Source organism: Dyella koreensis (genome assembly GCF_044904565.1).
Taxonomy (GTDB): domain Bacteria; phylum Pseudomonadota; class Gammaproteobacteria; order Xanthomonadales; family Rhodanobacteraceae; genus Dyella_D; species Dyella_D koreensis.
In genome coordinates this window covers 486997-504413 of sequence record NZ_JADIKD010000012.1, presented here as the reverse complement: position 1 = coordinate 504413, position 17417 = coordinate 486997, and the positions used below count along the sequence as shown (strand labels likewise).

The following is a 17417-nucleotide window of genomic DNA, read 5'->3' as shown; positions in this document are numbered from 1 at the left end:
GAACCGGCGTGGCGCTGGCTGGGTCAGGTCGCGGCGAAGAGCGATGGATCGTCTATCCGCACCGACGAGGTATCGCCAGCACGATATTGCGAATTATTATCATTAGCATGCGTGGTGGCAATCCCCGCCGCGCCTACTTCATGGCGTGGGGCTACTTAGCCCTGTCGCAGGCAATGTCAACGCCGCCCGATCATGCGGCGCATGAGGGCGAAAACCGAAACATGAGGGCATGAACGCCGGGTGGCCAGTGGTGCGCGTTTGTCGGCCGGCGCGACGAGAGGATGTTGTGCCTACATCAAAACCGCTTCAAACATCCATGCGATCTCCATCAAGCATCCGGATAATCGGTTAGCCAAAGTGCGCCCGGTGCGTTGGCTGCCGCGTTATCCCGTGGTCTGGTACGGATCGCCCGCTATCGTCGGCAGGGATCCTGTCGTTTCGTATGAACCTGGAAAACTCGCAACGCCTGCTCTCCGACTTTCCTCGCCTTTTTCGACTGCCGCCCGCTTACGGAGCCGGTGAAGGGGAGGGGGCCGGAGAGCACTTTGTGTTCGAATGCGGCGATGGCTGGATCGAGGTCGTTCACGCAGTGAGTCGCCGCATCGTGGCGCACGCGGAAGAGCAGGGCCTCTATATCGTGATTCATCAGGTCAGAGAGGAGTTCGGCGTGCTGCGCTTCCGTATGGAAGGGGCTGACGCTGTCATCTTTCGGCTGCTGGAGAATGCAGAGATGGTGTCTGCCGGTATTTGCGAGGTCTGTGGCGCACCCGGCATGCTCTTCACTCATGGCGGGTGGCGGGTTCGCTGCGACCTGCATCGCCGTCTCTGGGGTGAGCGTAATGATTGAATCTCCCGGAAGTGAGCTCGGCAGTGCGCACCATTCGCGGAGCACGTGGTCGGCTACGCCTATCCGTTGCAACGCTTAGCGTTGTAACGATGTCAATCGCATCCCCAGCGCTTGGTTTTCTACTAAGCACTAGCCGGACTCGGTCAGCGGGAGGGAAATCGTGAAGACGGTGCCCGCGGTAGGCGAGTTCTGCACTTCCAAATACCCCCCGTGTTGCTGCACCAGGCTCCGCACAATGGCCAAGCCCAGCCCTGAGCCATCGGCTTGGTGATCGATTTTCGACGTGAGCGTCGTCCGCTCGTGGTAGGTCGACACAGTCATTCGGTTTTGCAGGCGTGTTGGCAGGCCCGGACCGGCATCGCAGACTTGCAGGATCGCCCATCGCGCGTCTTTCGTCACCACGACGCGTAAAAGACCGCCGGATGCGGCGTAGCGCAGGACATTGTCGAAGAGGTTGGACAGGATCTGGCGGATGCGATCCGGGTCGGCCGTCACCACGGCGAGTTCGGCCTGCAGTTCGGTCTGGATGCCGCGTTGTTGGGTTAGGGCCGCGTAGGCCTGCAGGTGATCTTCGGCCAGCGCCGCCAAGTCGAAGCGCGCGCATTGCAACGACAGCCGTCCTGCTTCGGACAAGGAAAGGACACGCAGATCTTCGACAAGACGCCCCAGGTGGACCACTTGATCCAGCAGCTTCTGGTATTCCGTCGGAGTGCCTTCAATGACCTGGTCGCATAACGCGTGCAAGCGCCCCTGAAGAATCGTCAAGGGCGTGCGCAATTCGTGGGCGATCGCCGCGGCGGTCTCCTTGCGCTCGTGTTCCAACGCTTCGAGCGACGTGGCCATCTGATTGAAGTGGACCACCAAATCCACGAGTTCGCCGGTGCCGGCCACGCGTTCGGCGCGGGCCGTCAAGTCGCCACCGGCGATACGCATAGCTGCTTCGGCCATGGAAGACATCGGGCGCGTCACGACACGCGCCAACCAGAACGATACGATGCTGGCCAAGGTGGCGCAGATGATCAGGGTGAGCAGGACGGCCGCCGTATCGCCGTACCACGGATTGTCACGCCAGTACTGGTTGTAAATCTGCACGGCGCGGAGGCTGAATTCGTTGCCTGAGCGATCCAACGCCTGGAGTTCGGTCCTCAGGTTAGCCGGCAGTCGTCCCAGGAATTCGCGCTGCTGCAACGCCTGCAGCCCCCAGAAACTGGTCATAAGCACCGTCACCGTCAGCACGATGACCAGCGTGACGTAGATGCCCAGGCGTACCCAGGTATGCTTCAGGACTCGGGCCATAGTCGGTAGCCGACCCCTCGCACGCTTTCAATCAACGAGCCACCACCGGCCTGTTGCAGCTTGTGGCGAAGCTTGCTCAGATGCGAATCGATGACCCGCTCGAGCGCATCGCTCTCGGGCAGACAGGCGTGAATCAGGTCCTGACGCGCAAAGCAGCGCTTGGGGTTGCGCCCCATGTAGGCCAGCAGTCGAAATTCGGTGCGCGTCAAAGTTAGTGGATGCTCCTGTCCGGCGTCGTCGATGACGCTGACAAGATGCGCATCGTGATCGATCTGGATGCGTCCGATACGTGTCGGGCGCGTCTGTCGTGAGACCGCATGCAGGCGTCGCAACACGGCCTTGACTCGCGCGACCACTTCGCTGGGATTGAAGGGCTTGACCACATAGTCGTCGGCGCCCACATGCAACGCCACCAGTTTGTCCATGTCATCGGCCAGGGCCGTGACCATGATGATCGGAGTGTCCCCCACTTTGCGGATCTCGCGCAGCACTTCCATGCCACTGAGCGCCGGAAGGCGAATATCCAGCAACACGAGGTCCGGTTTCAATTGTTGATGCAGTTGCAGTGCGCGGTCGCCGTCGCTGGCGCGCTGGGTCTGAAAGCCATCGCGCCGCAGGTAGCTGTCGAGCACGTCGGCGATGTCGGGCTCGTCTTCGACAATGAGAATAAGGGGTACGTGTGCCACGGTCGTTCCATTGAAATGGACGGCCAAATTTGGCCGTTGGGAATTATCGTGCCCCATTCCTGGCGGCTCCGCTAGCGACCACCGCTCCGCCGAAACGTTCCATGGCGAATCTCCACGAGATCTCCACGAGCCACGCACGACAGGTCCACGTCAGTGTGTAAGTTACTTTTCCGTTACCTCTGCGGCGTGTCGGGTGCGGTTAGGTCGAGTGTCCTCAGCTCATCCCGACACGTCGCTGACGGGTATCGGTGAGATTCGTCATCGCCACAGCGGTTCGATCTGCTTTAACCGAGCCCTGCCATTACGCATCACGAACGAGGAAGAACTCATGCATCGCCAGATTCCGTCCGTGCCATCCATGATTCGTCTGCGTCGCTCCGCGCTCGTGGTGGGCATGGCGCTGGTGTTCGGCCATGGCGCCGTCTTCGCGCAGTCGAACGCGTCCGGCGCTATCTTCGGCCAGGCGATCACCGCGCCCGGCAACGCCGTCGTGATTGAAAATCTCGATACGGGTTCATCACGCACGATCGGGGTCGATGCGAACGGCCGCTATCGTGCGTCGTCCTTACCGATCGGTCGCTATAGCGTTAGCCTGCAAAAGGACGGACGGACGATTAGTCGCCGGGACAGTGTGCAGGTCACGATTGCCGGCGCGACGGAAGTGTCTTTTACCGGCGGCGAGTCGTCAGCCAAGACGCTGGAGGGCTTGACGGTCGTGGCTTCGGCGCTGCCGCAGATTGACGTCTCGTCGGTGGATACGCGCACGGTGTTGACCACCGAACAGTTGGCCAAGATTCCGATGGCACGCAACGTGGCGGCGGCGGCGTTGCTGGCACCCGGTGTCGTGCGCGGCGACAGTCGTTTCCCAGGTGACGTGCTGGCCATGGGCGGCTCGGGTATTTCGGAAAACGCGTATTCCATCAACGGCTATAACGTCACAAACCCGCAGACCAACGAAACGTATTTCGAGATGCCTTTTTCGGCGATCGAGCAGCAGCAGGTGCTCACGGGAGGCCTGGGCGCGGAGTTTGGTCATTCGACCGGTGGCGTGATCAATGTGGTGGGCAAGCGTGGCACGAATACGTGGCAGGGCAATGTCTCCGTGTTCTGGACGCCAGCGGGCCTACGCTCCTCGCCGAACAACTTGCAGTATCCGCTCCACCCCGAAGGAGGGTATCCGCAAAAGTACGCGTCCGATGGCAAGTTGCGTCTCTATCGCGAACGGAACACGTCGACTGAGACCACCTTGTCGGTGTCGCTGGGCGGACCGCTGATCAAGGACACGCTGTTCTTCTACGGTGCGGCGGATTTTACCCGCGTCACCGGGCAAGGGGTCAGTACGGGCGTACGAAGCAGTCCCGCCGCCACGGTGGGTTACAACCAAGCCACCGGAGCGATGTTGCCGTCGGCTCGGAATCCCACGAGCGGCTGGCAAAACTACACGGACAAACCGATCAAGTGGTACACCAAGGTCGACTGGAACATCACCGACAGCCACCTGCTTGAGCTGACGGCGATGGAAGACAACCTGGGACAGACAACCAACAACTACGGTTTCGACTACACCACGCTGATGCATCAGGTGGGTCGACCGTCGTCCGTCGCGCGCACCAAGAACAACAACGCGCTCTATCTGGGCAAGTACACGGGGTACCTCACCGACAACCTGACCGTTACCGCGCTGTACGGGCAGAGCGAAAGCAAGCAGCCGCAGTTGACCGTGGCACCCGACTTCCCCTTGGTGCGCGCTAACGCCGCCAGTCCGGTCGTGGGGCGGATGCACAACTACCAGCCGTACAGCAACCTCTCCACCGGCAAGCACGACAAGACCGAAGGGTGGCGCCTGGATGTCGAGTATCGCCTCGGTGCGCATGACCTGCGCGTCGGTATCGATAGTCAGACCCTCAAGTCCACCACCGGCGAGATGTACGCCAATCAGGACAAGTACGGTGGGCTATGGCGCTACGAGCCCAATGCCGCGTTACCGGCGGGGTATCCGCGGTCGACCGATCCCAATGGGGTGGTTCGACTGATCAAGCACCAGTTGGGAGGGAACTACAGGACGGAATTGAACGCCCAGTACATTGAGGACCGTTGGCAGATCAACGATCACTGGCTGGCGTATATCGGTCTGCGAAACGAGTCGTTTCAGAACTACAACCGCTTCGGCCAGACCTTCATGAAGCAGAGCAATCAGCTGGCGCCACGTCTGGGCCTCAGCTGGGATGTGAACGGCGATGCCACGCTGAAGGTGTACGCCAATGCCGGACGCTACCACTTGGGTCTACCGAACGGGGTGGCCGTGCGTGGCGCCGGAGGATCGCTGAACACGACGCAGTGGTTCTCTTTCACGGGGATTGATCCGGCCACGGACCTGCCTACCGGTCTGCGCCCGCTCACGCCGGTGCTATCGCCGAATGCGGAGTTCGGTACCCCGCGCGATCCGTCGACGGTACGAACCAAGGACATTCGAGCCCACTACCAGGATGAATTCATTCTGGGCTTCGATAAGCAGCTGACCCCGGAGTTTACCGTCGGCGCACGTGCCACCTATCGCATTCTGCGCTCGCAGATTGATGACACCTCCGACCCACGCCCGGTATGCAAGTACTTGGTCAGCCATTACCGTGATCTTTACGGTGGCAGCGAGGCGACCTGTAACGCGGGCCCCGCCGCCGGTGGTCTGGGTTACCCGGGGCTGATCTTCAATCCGGGTAGCGGCGCCGACTTCAATGTCGATGTGCACAACTATGCGCGGGATCCGACTGGCAAGCCCGATCTGCGCCATGTGGTGCTGAGTGCTCGCGACTTGGGTATGCCCGCCCCGAAGCGCAAATACACGGCGCTTAATCTCTATGTTGAGCACCCGTTTGATGGCCGGTGGTACGGTCGTGTCGACTACACCTGGTCGCACAGCTACGGCAATACCGAAGGGCAAATCAAGTCCGACCTGGCACAAGCCGACGTGGCTTCGTCGCAGGATTGGGATTTTCCGGAGTTCATGCGATTCGCCAATGGCAATCTGCCCAATGATCGACGCCACCAGATTCGCGCTTTCGGCTACTACCAGCTGACCCCGGAGTGGATGGTGAGTGGCACCGTGCTCGCCAACTCCGGTCGTCCGAAGAACTGCTTGGGCGAATGGTTCCCGGATGCCACGGGCGATACCGATCCGAGTGGCTATATCGGCAGTAACGGCATCGGCGCGTACCACGTGTGTTACGGCAAGGCCTCGCCCCGCGGGGCGATAGGTAACTTGCCTTGGACTTACCAGTTGGATCTGGGCGTGTCATACCGTCCGGCGTTCGCCGACAAGCGCTTGGCGTTTGAGATGAACGTGTTCAACGTCACCAACAGCCAGCGCAAGATCACGATCAACGAGAGTGCCATCGATCAGGCCGGGACGGCCAATACGGTCTATGGGGCCACGCTCGGAACCATGTCGCCGCGCTCTGTCCGTATGGCCGTGAAGTACGACTTTTCCCTATAACACCCATAACAGCAACGACGTCGAGGCATTCGACGTGAACTCCCCGTTTGGCCGCCTCCTTCCCACGGCGGCCACTTTTTTGCGGCATGGCGGCGAGGGTGCGCCAACGCAAAGTGACCTTCCACCTACCGACGGGGAAGGGCAGTCGCCCGCGTTCGTTGCCTGGTCATTGGAGCCACTATGGCGTTTGAGTCCGTCGTTTTTGCGGGAAGCATGGGCCTGCTGTTGCCTTTGCTCATCGGTTACCCGCTTGCCGTCGGCCTCGGCCTGGGGCGACAGCTGCGCGCGATCGGTTTTGCCGCTGCTTTAGGGTTGGCGGTGTTGTTGATCGCGTGCCGTGCGGCGCAGGTGTATTGGCCCATCGGAGTAGCGTCGCCATGGATACTGTCGGGAGTGATGGCCTTTATCCTGCTGTCGTGGGCCGCGCGTAGTGTTCGCGCCAATGCTTGGTATTTGCTGGTCGCTCACGGAAAGATGCTATGTGCTCTGGCGGTGGCTGTCATCGTGGCGGACGTGTGTTTGATCGCCCCCATCCTCTTCGGCGATGCGTTGCAGTTCGAGGGGACGCGGAATGCCGATAGCTTCACCTTTACCTCCAGTGCGCGATACATGCTGGAGCACGCGTTTCATGGTGCGGCGGATGTCTCGCCCGAGCATCCGGTGTACACCATCAGTCGAGGTTATTTTGGGACGGAGGCGATGCAGCCTCGTCCCGCGGCCGAAGGCCTGTTGGCGTGGTTTAGTGCCTTAGGGCGGCGTGATCCACTCTACTTTTACAACGCGCTGCAGGCCGCGGGGGTGTTGCTGGCGGGGTTATCGGTGCTGGCTTTCCTTCCGAACGGTTGGCGCGTGCGTTCGCTGACCACAGGATTGATCGTGCTGGTCTACGCGTTAGCTTGCCCGATGCTGTGGCATGTCGCGATCAATTCCAACTATGCCAATGGGCTGCACTTGGCGGCGGCCACCGCGTATGTGGCTCTTGCCTTGGTGCCACGCGCCATCCCCAGCTTCCTGGCGGGGGTGTTGCTGCTGGGGAGTCTGTTGTCGGGTTACCCCGAATTGTTGGCCGTGGCGGGTTTAGCACGAGTACTGGGCGTACTCGGCTACGGGTTCGCCGTGCGTTCCCTGCGGGTAGTGATGACGGAGGCTGGCTGGTTGATCGGTGAACTGATCACGGCAGGTCTCATGTTGCCGTGGGCCGCGCAGGGTGCCTGGATGGTCTATCGCACGACCTGGACCCTCACCCAAGTCGATGCGGAACTGTATGGGCGTATGTATGCCGGGATGCCGCTGTTCGGAGCGGCGCTATTGGTGTACCTGCTCCGATGGCGCGTCATGAGGCAAGGGGACGCCACCGGGAAGGTGCGTTCGCTGCTGGGCGGCGTGCTCATGGCCTTCATCGTGGCGCAGGTCGCCATGGTGGCCTGCGGGTTTGACTACGGGGGCTTCAAGATCTCCGAATATTTCGTCACACTTCTATTGGGCGTTTTGCTACTCACCTTGCCCGTGCCGGGCATTCGATCTCCCCCGGAATCGGGAGAGCGTTGGATCCACTGGGCTTCCGCTCTCGCCATCGCTTTTGCGTCAATCATGGTGGTGGCCTCCGCCCTGATGGTTCGCCGCGCCTGGCGGTGGTCCATGGTGCGGCGCGTGACGCCTGATCTCGTTCAACTGGGGAAACTGCTTCCCGCGCTATCGGATTCAAAACCGGTGGCGCTCGGAACAACGCCACAACCGTTCTATTACGGCATGTGGGTGCCCTATCTCACCGACGTCGCGGTGGCCCACGATTTCACACGCGATCCGCAGGCGGCGGGCTACCTGTCGCCGTATTTGCAGTCCAGCGGCAAGAGTGCCGCGTTCTATGGCGAGGCGGAACTACTGCTTGTCATCGATGCGCCCGATCAGCCCGTCGCGCATCCGGATGCCATCGCGCATTTCGGATCGGTCTATCTGCTGCGTAAGCCCCCGCGGTGACGTGGGCGGGTGCTTACAACTAGGGCGAGTGCCGCGGTCGTGGTGTCGATGCCGCCGGCACGGCTCCCATTGGGTGGATCCGCTTCATTGCTCGAGATCGGTCGGGGCCGCGCAGCAATTCATCGCACGATCGTCGCGTTGTCCATGGGGCATCCATGCTTCATCCATGAAATCTCCATCAATGTACCTAAGTTAGTTTTCCATAAATTTCCGCGCTGCTCGGGTGGCCGATGCCCACTCGACATCGGTCAGAGGCACGTACCACGTCGCATCCATCCACATCGCTGGAGCCACCGAACGTACCGGAGCCAGGACATTGCCGGCTCTTTATCGCTGTTAAGCACTACGAGGGGAGAACAATATGTATTCGATGCAACGCAAGGTCACCTTGCGGCGTTCCGCCATGGCCGTGGCACTGGCTTTCGCCTTCGGCGGCACCGCATGGGCGCAGTCCAATGCCGCCGGCGCCATTTACGGCCAGGTGACCGCCGGTGCCGGCACTGCCGTGCAGATCGAAAATACCGATAACGGACTGACGCGCACCATCGCGGTGGATAGCAACGGTCGTTACCGCGCGGCGTCCTTGCCGGTAGGTCATTACAAGGTCACTTTGCTGAAGGGGGATCAGCGAGTGGACAGCCGCGACGGTGTCAACGTCTCGATCGCTGGCAATTCCGAAGTCTCGTTCGGTGGCGTGAATGCCAAAACCCTGGAGAAGGTAACGGTTGTCGCCTCGGCCTTGCCGTCCATCGACGTGTCGTCGGTGGACACGCGCACGGTGTTTACCGCGGATCAGCTAGCCAAAATCCCGGTGGCACGCAACGTTCTGGCCGTGGCCTTGCTCGCCCCGGGCGTGGTGCCGGGAGACAACCGTTTCGTCAACGACGGATTGGCGATTGGCGGCTCCGGCATCTCCGAGAATGCTTACACGATCAACGGCTACAACGTCACCAATCCCCTGACCAACGAGACTTTCTTCGAGCTGCCGTTCGGTGCGATCGATCAGCAGCAGATCCTGCTCGGCGGCGCGGGTGCAGAGTTCGGTCACAGCACCGGCGGTTTCATCAACCTGGTAGGCAAGCGCGGCACCAACGAATGGAAGGGCGGCGTGGCGGCCTTCTGGAATCCTGACTCCTTACGCGCTAGTCCGCGTAACTACTACTACCCGGATCATCCCGATGCGGGCTCGCTGGCGCTGGGGCCGGGGCCGTTCAATCACCGCGATGCGGACGGCAACTTGCTGTCGGCTGAGCAGGGCATCAACCAGCCTTTCGGCTCCAACGGCAAGCTGCGCCGCTATCGTGCTGACAATACGTTTGGTCAGTTCAACTATGCCGCTTGGTTGGGTGGCCCCCTGATCAAGGATCGCCTGTTCTTCTTCGGCGCGGCGGACTTCACCAAGACCGATCAATCAGGCGTGCTGGCGACGGGCGACGCAACCTACACCGCGGCGGGTGCGCTGACACCCTCCGGTGCTCAAAACAAGAATGGCGGTTTCCGCACGGACCATGACAAAGCGACGAAGTGGTACGCCAAGCTGGACTGGAACATTACGGACAGCCACCTATTGGAACTGACCGCGCTGCAGGACAATTCGCAAAGCAGCCGCAAGACCTACGGCTGGAGCAATGTCACGCTGTCGCCGTTGGCGTATAACGCGAAGGCCGACGGGCGCGTCAAGAACAACAACGAGCTGTACTTAGGCAAGTACACCGGCTACATCACCGACGATTTCACGGTGACGGCGCTCTACGGCGAAAGTCGTACTTTCCAGCCCAACCTCGCCAATATCCCGGACTATCCACTCGTGCGGGTATCGGACGATGCCCCCCCTGCAGTGCGGGATCAGTACCATGCCTATCAGCCGCTGGGGGTCGTGCCCTACGACACCATCAACAAGACCAAGGGATGGCGATTGGATCTGGAATACCGCCTGGGCAGCCATGATCTGCGCGGTGGCGTGGATCGGCAGACCTTGAATACGGCGGCGGGTGAGGCCTACGTCAACTCCGACAAATATCGTGGCATGTGGCTGTATGGGTCGGACAATACCGTGCAGCTGATTAAGCATAAGCAAGGCGGCAACTACAAGCTCGAACTGGATGCGTATTATCTCGAAGATCATTGGCAGGTGACGGATCGCTGGCTGGCCTATCTGGGCGTGCGCAATGAGTCGTTCAAGAACTACAACAGTGCTGGCCAGGTCTTCATGCAGCAGAGCAACCAGTGGGCGCCGCGCTTGGGCGTCAGTTGGGACGTCCGGGGCGATGCCAGCCTGAAGATCTATGCGAACGCCGGCCGTTACTACTTGGCCCTGCCGAACGGGGTGGCCATTCGCGGTGCGGGTGGTTCACTCAATACCCAGCAGAACTTCACCTACAGTGGCATTGATCCGAAGACCGATCTGCCGCTCAATCTCGTAGCGCTGGGCCCGGAAACCTCGCCGAACGCGGAGTTCGGTCAACCGCGCGATCCCCGCACGGCACGTATCAAGGATCTACGTTCGCACTACCAGGATGAATTCATCGTGGGTGCGGATCAGCAGCTCACACCGTCGTTCACGGTCGGCGCGCGCGCAACCTATCGCCAGCTGAAATCGCAGGTCGACGACACCTCCGATTCGCGGCCGGTCTGCGCGTATCTGGCCAGTCACTACCAGGATTACAGTAGTGTCGCCGACTGCATTGATCGGATTGCCTACCCCGGTGTGATTTTCAATCCGGGACGGGGGGCGGAATTCGACGTCAACGTAGCGCCTTCCGGTGCGCCAGCGGTGCTACGTCATGTGCAGTTGAGTGCGCGTGATTTCGGTATGCCAAAGACCAAGCGTAAGTACTTGGCGCTGGACTTGTACGCGGAGCATCCGTTCGACGGCACCTGGTATGGTCGTGTGGACTACATCTGGTCCCACAACTGGGGCAATACCGAAGGTCAGGTGAAGTCCGATATCGTGCAGGAAGACGTGGCTGCTTCGCAGGACTGGGATTTCCCGGAATTTATGCGTTTTGCCAGCGGCAACCTGCCGAACGATCGTCGCCACGCCGTGCGCGCGTTTGGGTACTGGCAGCTGACCCCGGAGTGGTTGATCAGCAGCACCGTGACGGTGACTTCGGGCCGTCCGAAGAACTGTTTGGGTCCTTGGTTCCCGGGCGGGGATGGGGTTTACACCGATCCGGCGGGTTACATGGCGCGCGCCGGTGACCAAGGCGGTTACCATGTTTGCTATGGCAAAGTGTCGCCACGCGGGGCCGGGGGGACTCTGCCATGGAGCTACCGCTTGGATCTGGGCGCACAGTGGCGTCCGGCCTTCGCTAACCACAAGCTAGCCTTGGGGATCGACGTGTTCAATGTGTTCAACCAGCAGCGCGCCACGTCAATTGACGAGACCGCGATCGGTGGCGTGGTGGGCACGAATGCTAATGGCAGTGCGCGTGGTGGTTCGCCGAACAATATGTACGGCGGTATCCAGGGGTTCACCGCGCCGCGCTACGTCCGACTGTCTGCGCAGTACGATTTCTCGCTCTGAAGCCTTCGCAAGGACGTCGAAAAGCCATCACCGCGATCGGTGATGGCTTTTCCGTGGGCCATCGCTGTTCGTTGATTTCATCCTGGGGATGCGTGGAACGCGTGAGGGCCAAGGCGGGGCTCCGATCCGGGGACTACCTCGAACCTGACGCGCTTCCCCGTGACCCTTCTTCTCGTCGACGATGACTGCTCCCTACGCCGACGGACGGCCAGCCGCTTGCGGCGGCATGGCCACGCGGTGATCACCGCGGCGCACGGTCAGGAGGGATGGATGATCCTGCGGACGGAATCGTCGATCCGTCTGGTGGTCACGGAAGTTCAGTTGCCACTGCTTGATGGCCGCACCATGGTGGCCATGGCGCGTGGGCGTCGCCCGGAATTGTGCGTGCTGTTCACGACCCGGCATCCCGAAACTCTGGCCTTGTCGCACGATGGGGTCTTAGCGCAGCCGGGGATGGACATGCTCTTGAAACCGTTCGATCTCGACCTACTGGTGGGCCGAGTCCATGCACTGCTGCAGCACGCCACCCATTCCTCATAGGTCGCAGTCGGGTGGTCGCGAGTCGGAACCTAGAGAGCGTTGATCGCCAGTGGGCCACCCTCCACCAAGCGGCGAAGGAAAGACATCGCGGTGCTAGCTAGCGAGACCGCCGGGGGTGAGTGCCGTTCACTTATCCGGACGGTAGGTGTGCGGCCACGATCTCACGATGCAGGGCCAGCCCCAGTGCCGGCAGCGGCATGGCGGTCACAATCCGAGTCATGCCGTTGGCTCGTCGGAAACAGAACGTGGGGGTTTTGAAAGGGCTGGCTATCGGCCAGTCGCTGGCGTGATGCATGAGAACCAGGGCGGCCTGTGGATGCGCGCTATTCCAATGCACCATCGCCTCCAGATCCAGGGTGCTTCGCGGGGGGATCAGCCATGCCGCATGAGTCTTGAAAACGGCATGGAGCACCGGATCCTGCTCAATCAGGCGAAGGGCCGCTTGCGACATCGCACATGACGGCGCGGCTAGCACGAGAATGCATGCGGCTGCTTCGTACAGCGCGGGTCGACACCGCAAGGACTGTGTGCTCGGCTCCCAGGCGAAGACGTTGGGGGTGGCGGGATGACACCGTCGTGACAACGTAGTAATGGTCGGTATCGCTTCAAAAGGAACCTGCGGATAGCGTTGTCGAAGCGCACGGGCCGCGTCGAAGTCACGCATCAGGACCAAGGCGCCATGCATTTCGAGGAGGTGACGCGGTTGCGCGTGGGCACGCGTTAGTAGCTCGTCCAGATCCTGCTGCATGTCCCTCAGGTACTTGGGGGCATGGCTGTACAGCAAGGCGGTGTAGGCAGCATCAAAGAGCAGTCCAAGATCGTGGCTATGCAAGTGTTGGAGGCCCGATGTCAACTGCAACGCTCCAAACAATGCGTCATAGGCATGCGTCACGCGCACGGCACGGCTGGTTACGTAAGACATTGCAATGGATTCCTGAGGAATCCGAACTCGCAGGGGGATGCGAGTTCGGTGAACCCTGTCGCCAGAAACCTCCTGTTGCTGGCACTTCATTTGGCGGAATTAGTGACCGCCGGTCCCGTCTTTCCTGGGGGGCAGGCGGGGCGCCTTGCGTGACGAGTTCGGCGGCGTATTGCCGGCAGCCGGCGCCGGCGGGCTGACTTTCGGTGACTGCACAGAGCCCCAAGGGCGGTTCGGCGTGCGAGGGACGGTGGACGAGCTGGGGGTCGTCTTGGCCGGTTCGGCCGATTTCGCCTGGCCCATCGGCGCGGGAGCCCCGGTGGCCAAACTGGCTTGACTGGCTACGCCCAGCAGCATGCACATACTCAGGATGGCGATACGTTTCATGGAATTGTCCTTCAGGGGTCGGAGGGGAACCGGCGATGCCGGAGCAAAGGGAAGCTTTGCCGACTGCAAACTAGCGACGTCGCATGGACGAACTGTGGTCCGATCATGTGCTTCGGGTGTAGGCCATCGCAGCAATTCATCGACGAGCCAGCTAGCACGGCCGCCCTTACCGTGTTCGGACGTCCCTCAGCGGTAGGCCTTACGAAAGCATCGGGTGCCGACCTGCCACGGTTCTTCCATAACCGCGTCATCGTGTTGGGACGATTTGTCCACACAAGTCCCTACAGTGGCAGGACGTTCCGCGTCCCCCAACCCTCCAACGTAAAACACCCGGTGCCTTGAAATGCGTTCTTCTTTTGTGAGCGTGGATGACCCCACGGTGATCCCTCGTGCAGGTCATGCCGCGCGGCCCGACATGCCGCGGGCCAGGCTGAAGGAGGCGTGCCGTAAGTGCGTATCTCAAGGAGCGCGTCGGGCACCGCGACCGTCCCGTTCGATCACTGCGTGGTCGCGATCCAGCGACCGGCGCCGACAGGGCAGGCGGGCGATGGGGTCATGCCTGCCAGCGGATGCGGCGCCATGATGGCGATCCGCGCCAAGGGCTACGGATCGCGGGTCGCCTGGGTGGTGGCGATCGTACTTGGTGTGGGCGTGGCGTTGATCGTGCTGGTCGGCCGTTCCACCCCGCGCGCTGATGCGGATGTGGTGACCGCCACGGTGACCATTGGGACGATCGAACAGACCGTCATGGCGATCGGTAAGGTGCAGCCCCGAGAACTCGTGCATGTCGGGGCGCAAGTCACCGGACGTATCAATCGCCTGCATGTCGCGTCAGGGGATCGTGTGCACGCCGGGCAACTCATCGCGGAAGTGGATGCGCAGCAGCAGACGTCGGCCTTGCAAAATGCCGAAGCCGCCGTGACCTCGCTGCAAGCGCAACGTGATGCCCGCCGCGCGGCACTATCGCAGGCCCGCTTGATCCTAGAACGACAGCGAACTCTTATTGGCAAAGGATTCACTCCTCGTGCGGACTATGACAACGCGGAGGTTGCGGTAAAAGTCATTCAGGCCGAAATCGCCTCCTTGGCGGCGCAAATTGAGCAGGCGAAGACGCAGGTCGACACGGCGCGTATCAACCTGAGTTATACCCGTATCACGGCGCCGATTGATGGCACGGTAGTCGCCATCGTGACCAAGCAAGGGCAGACTCTCAATGCGTTTCAATCGACCCCGACCATCGTCGTGCTCGCGGACTTGGACACGATGGTGGTACGTGCGGAAATCTCAGAAGCGGACGTGTCCAAGCTGACCAAGGGGCAGTCGGTCTGGTTCACCACCTTGGGAGCGCCGGAGCAGCGGCACAATGCGCATATCGAGCGTATCGAGCCGGGTCCGACCACGTTGGCGAGCGAGGCTACGGGGACAAGTGGCAATGCCGCCATCTATTACCATGCCATCTTTGAGGTGCCTAACCCACGCGGGGTGCTACGACCCTCGATGACGGTACAGGTGTCAGTCTTGCTCGCGAAGGTTGAGCACGTTATGACGATTCCCTCAGCGGCTCTGGGGGAGCGGGTCGCCCCGGCGATCTATCTTGTTCAGGTCATCGATGCTAAGGGGCATCGGGACGGTCGCCGCGTGGACGTGGGCCTTAATAACAATGCCCAGGCGGAGGTTCGCTCCGGCTTACGCTTGGGCGAACGCGTGGTCCTCGGGGACGCCTCCAAAGCCCCCGCCGATGCCGCGCCCTCGCTCATGGACTTCGGGTCGTGATACCCGACGCCTTGCTGGAATTACACGGCGTCTCGCGGTCCTATACGACCGGCGACACAGTGACGGAGGCGTTGCGGAATATCCATCTGACCATCCGGCGCGGTGAAATGGTCGCGATCATGGGGCCGTCCGGATCGGGCAAGTCCACCCTCATGAATATTCTTGGCTGTCTGGATCGCCCCAGCCAAGGCCATTACCTCATTGCCGGACAAGGCACGGCCGATGCCTCTCCGGAGACCTTGGCGGCCTTGCGGCGGGAGCATTTTGGTTTTGTTTTCCAGCGCTATCACCTCTTGCCCAAATTGACCGCGCTGGGCAACGTAGAGATGCCCGCCTTGTACGCGGGGCATGCACCGGCAGTTCGACGGGCGCGGGCCACGGAGTTACTGGAGCGGCTGGGATTGCAGGCGCGAGAACATCATCGCCCCCCTCAGCTTTCCGGTGGACAGCAGCAGCGCGTGTCCCTGGCGCGTGCACTGGTGAATGGCGGTGAAGTGATCTTGGCCGATGAGCCGACCGGCGCGCTTGATACGGCCAGCGGGATGCAGGTTCTCGAACTTCTTCAGGCCCTGCATGCCGAGGGCCACACGATCATCATTGTCACGCATAACCCGGACATTGCAGCGCACACCCAGCGCATCATTAAGATCAGCGACGGCCGTATCGTCTCCGACCAATCTACCGGGCAGCATGGGGTGCCTCGTTCCTTGGTTCGGAACAACAACGCCACATTGCCAAGGAGCGCGTGGTGGACCGTGGCGGATCGTTTTGCCAATGCGCTGCATATGGCGCTCCTGGCCATGGCGGCGCATCGGCTACGCACGTCGCTCACCATGCTGGGCATCATCATTGGTATCGCGTCCGTGGTCTCCGTGGTCGCCATCGGGCAGGGGACTCAGCGCCAAGTGCTGGCGCAAATCAGCGAGCTAGGTACCAACACCATGGAAATCTATCCAGGCAAGGACTTCGGTGATCCGTACGCCGCCCTGATTCAGACATTGACGGTGGCCGATGTGCACGCCCTGGCTACGCAACCCTATGTCGACAGCGCCACGCCCAATGTATCGCTGGATGTCAAAGCGCGGTACCGCCAGCTGACCGCGCAGGCGCAAGTCAGTGGGGTAGGCGCGGACTTCTTCCGGGTGCGTGGACTTGCGTTGGCCGACGGTCGGTGGTTCAGCAACGATGACGTGCAACGGGCGGCTCAGGTGGCCATCATCGACCAGAAAACCCTGTCCACCTTATTTCCCCACCGTCGCGGCGATGCGCTCAATGCGGTGATCCTGCTGGGTGGATTGCCCACCAAGGTGGTGGGGATACTGGAGTCCAAATCGCTCGGGGCTACCCGCAACGCCAATCTCACCATCTATATCCCCTATACGGCCGCCACCACCCGGATCTTGGGCAACCAGTCCCTGGAGAGCGTCATCGTTCGGATCAGCGATCGCATTTCCAGCAAGGCCGCCCAGCAGGCCGTGACGCAGTTCCTGACGCGACGGCACGGCGTCAAGGATTTCTATATCTTCAACGCCGACCAGATTCGTCAAGCCATCACGAAGACCAGCGCGGCCTTGGCGATGCTTATTACGGCCATTGCGGTGATTTCGCTGGTGGTCGGCGGCATTGGTGTCATGAACATCATGTTGGTATCCGTGACCGAGCGCACCCAGGAAATTGGGGTTCGCATGGCGGTGGGCGCGCGGCCCTCAGATGTTATGCAGCAATTTCTGATCGAGGCCGTCCTGGTCTGTGTCATGGGCGGCATCGCTGGTGTCGCGCTCGCGCTCGTGTTGGGGTGGATGGTGACACCCGGTGGTAGCTATGGTCTTCGCATGGTGTTTTCCTTGCCCTCCATGGTGGCCGCGTTTACGTGCTCGATGCTTATTGGCTTGATCTTCGGCTTCCTGCCGGCCCGCCATGCGTCACGTCTGGATCCCGTCGATGCCTTGGCAAGGGAATAGGCGCACGCGTATTTC

10 protein-coding genes are annotated in these 17417 nt (G+C 61.3%); 7 read left to right on the top strand and 3 right to left on the bottom strand.

Going from position 1 to position 17417, the window contains the following annotated elements; genetic code table 11:
- Window positions 1-442: 442 nt before the first annotated feature.
- Entirely contained in the window at window positions 443-847 is a 405-nt protein-coding gene (locus tag ISS97_RS17350; RefSeq protein ID WP_379983343.1) for a hypothetical protein, read from the top strand.
- Window positions 848-976: 129 nt separating this feature from the next.
- Here the strand turns inward: ISS97_RS17350 and ISS97_RS17345 are convergent, their stop codons facing one another.
- Together ISS97_RS17345 and ISS97_RS17340 are read right to left on the bottom strand one after the other, a co-directional pair.
- Window positions 977-2143, bottom strand: coding sequence for a sensor histidine kinase (locus ISS97_RS17345; RefSeq protein ID WP_379983344.1), 1167 nt, complete (start codon window positions 2141-2143; stop codon window positions 977-979).
- Complete coding sequence (locus tag ISS97_RS17340; RefSeq protein ID WP_379983345.1) at window positions 2128-2829, bottom strand: response regulator; 702 nt, start codon at window positions 2827-2829, stop codon at window positions 2128-2130. Before ISS97_RS17340 ends, ISS97_RS17345 begins: the two co-directional genes overlap by 16 nt.
- Before the next feature lie 328 nt (window positions 2830-3157).
- Here ISS97_RS17340 and ISS97_RS17335 point away from each other — a divergent pair, with 328 nt between their 5' ends.
- The 4 genes from ISS97_RS17335 (at window position 3158) to ISS97_RS17320 (ending at window position 12362) form a co-directional block, all read left to right on the top strand.
- Window positions 3158-6319, top strand: a complete 3162-nt coding sequence (locus ISS97_RS17335) for a TonB-dependent receptor (RefSeq protein WP_379983346.1) — start codon at window positions 3158-3160, stop codon at window positions 6317-6319.
- 180 nt (window positions 6320-6499) lie between these two features.
- Window positions 6500-8296 carry a hypothetical protein gene (locus ISS97_RS17330; protein ID WP_379983347.1) on the top strand — a complete coding sequence of 599 codons (1797 nt, stop codon included), beginning with the start codon at window positions 6500-6502 and terminating at the stop codon, window positions 8294-8296.
- A gap of 361 nt (window positions 8297-8657) precedes the next feature.
- Window positions 8658-11822: a TonB-dependent receptor gene (locus ISS97_RS17325; RefSeq protein ID WP_379983348.1), complete on the top strand. Its 3165-nt coding sequence runs from the start codon at window positions 8658-8660 to the stop codon at window positions 11820-11822.
- A gap of 159 nt (window positions 11823-11981) precedes the next feature.
- Window positions 11982-12362, top strand: a complete 381-nt coding sequence (locus tag ISS97_RS17320; protein ID WP_379983349.1) for a response regulator — start codon at window positions 11982-11984, stop codon at window positions 12360-12362.
- A gap of 130 nt (window positions 12363-12492) precedes the next feature.
- Here the strand turns inward: ISS97_RS17320 and ISS97_RS17315 are convergent, their stop codons facing one another.
- Window positions 12493-13284, bottom strand: a complete 792-nt coding sequence (locus ISS97_RS17315) for a hypothetical protein (RefSeq protein ID WP_379983351.1) — start codon at window positions 13282-13284, stop codon at window positions 12493-12495.
- A gap of 963 nt (window positions 13285-14247) precedes the next feature.
- Between ISS97_RS17315 and ISS97_RS17310 the strand changes: the two genes are divergently transcribed.
- The gene (locus ISS97_RS17310) at window positions 14248-15441 is read left to right on the top strand and encodes an efflux RND transporter periplasmic adaptor subunit (RefSeq protein ID WP_379983353.1); all 1194 of its coding nucleotides are present in this window, start codon (window positions 14248-14250) and stop codon (window positions 15439-15441) included.
- Entirely contained in the window at window positions 15441-17402 is a 1962-nt protein-coding gene (locus tag ISS97_RS17305; RefSeq protein ID WP_379983740.1) for a MacB family efflux pump subunit, read from the top strand. Before ISS97_RS17310 ends, ISS97_RS17305 begins: the two co-directional genes overlap by 1 nt.
- Window positions 17403-17417: the final 15 nt, after the last annotated feature.

Excerpts from the sequence above, each read along its gene's own strand:
- ISS97_RS17315 (WP_379983351.1), bottom strand. The coding sequence starts at position 13,284 with ATGTCTTACGTAACCAGCCGTGCCGTGCGCGTGACGCATGCCTATGAC.
- ISS97_RS17335 (WP_379983346.1), top strand. The coding sequence starts at position 3,158 with ATGCATCGCCAGATTCCGTCCGTGCCATCCATGATTCGTCTGCGTCGC.
- ISS97_RS17310 (WP_379983353.1), top strand. The coding sequence starts at position 14,248 with ATGATGGCGATCCGCGCCAAGGGCTACGGATCGCGGGTCGCCTGGGTG.
- ISS97_RS17325 (WP_379983348.1), top strand. The coding sequence starts at position 8,658 with ATGTATTCGATGCAACGCAAGGTCACCTTGCGGCGTTCCGCCATGGCC.
- ISS97_RS17345 (WP_379983344.1), bottom strand. The coding sequence starts at position 2,143 with ATGGCCCGAGTCCTGAAGCATACCTGGGTACGCCTGGGCATCTACGTC.
- ISS97_RS17350 (WP_379983343.1), top strand. The coding sequence starts at position 443 with ATGAACCTGGAAAACTCGCAACGCCTGCTCTCCGACTTTCCTCGCCTT.
- ISS97_RS17330 (WP_379983347.1), top strand. The coding sequence starts at position 6,500 with ATGGCGTTTGAGTCCGTCGTTTTTGCGGGAAGCATGGGCCTGCTGTTG.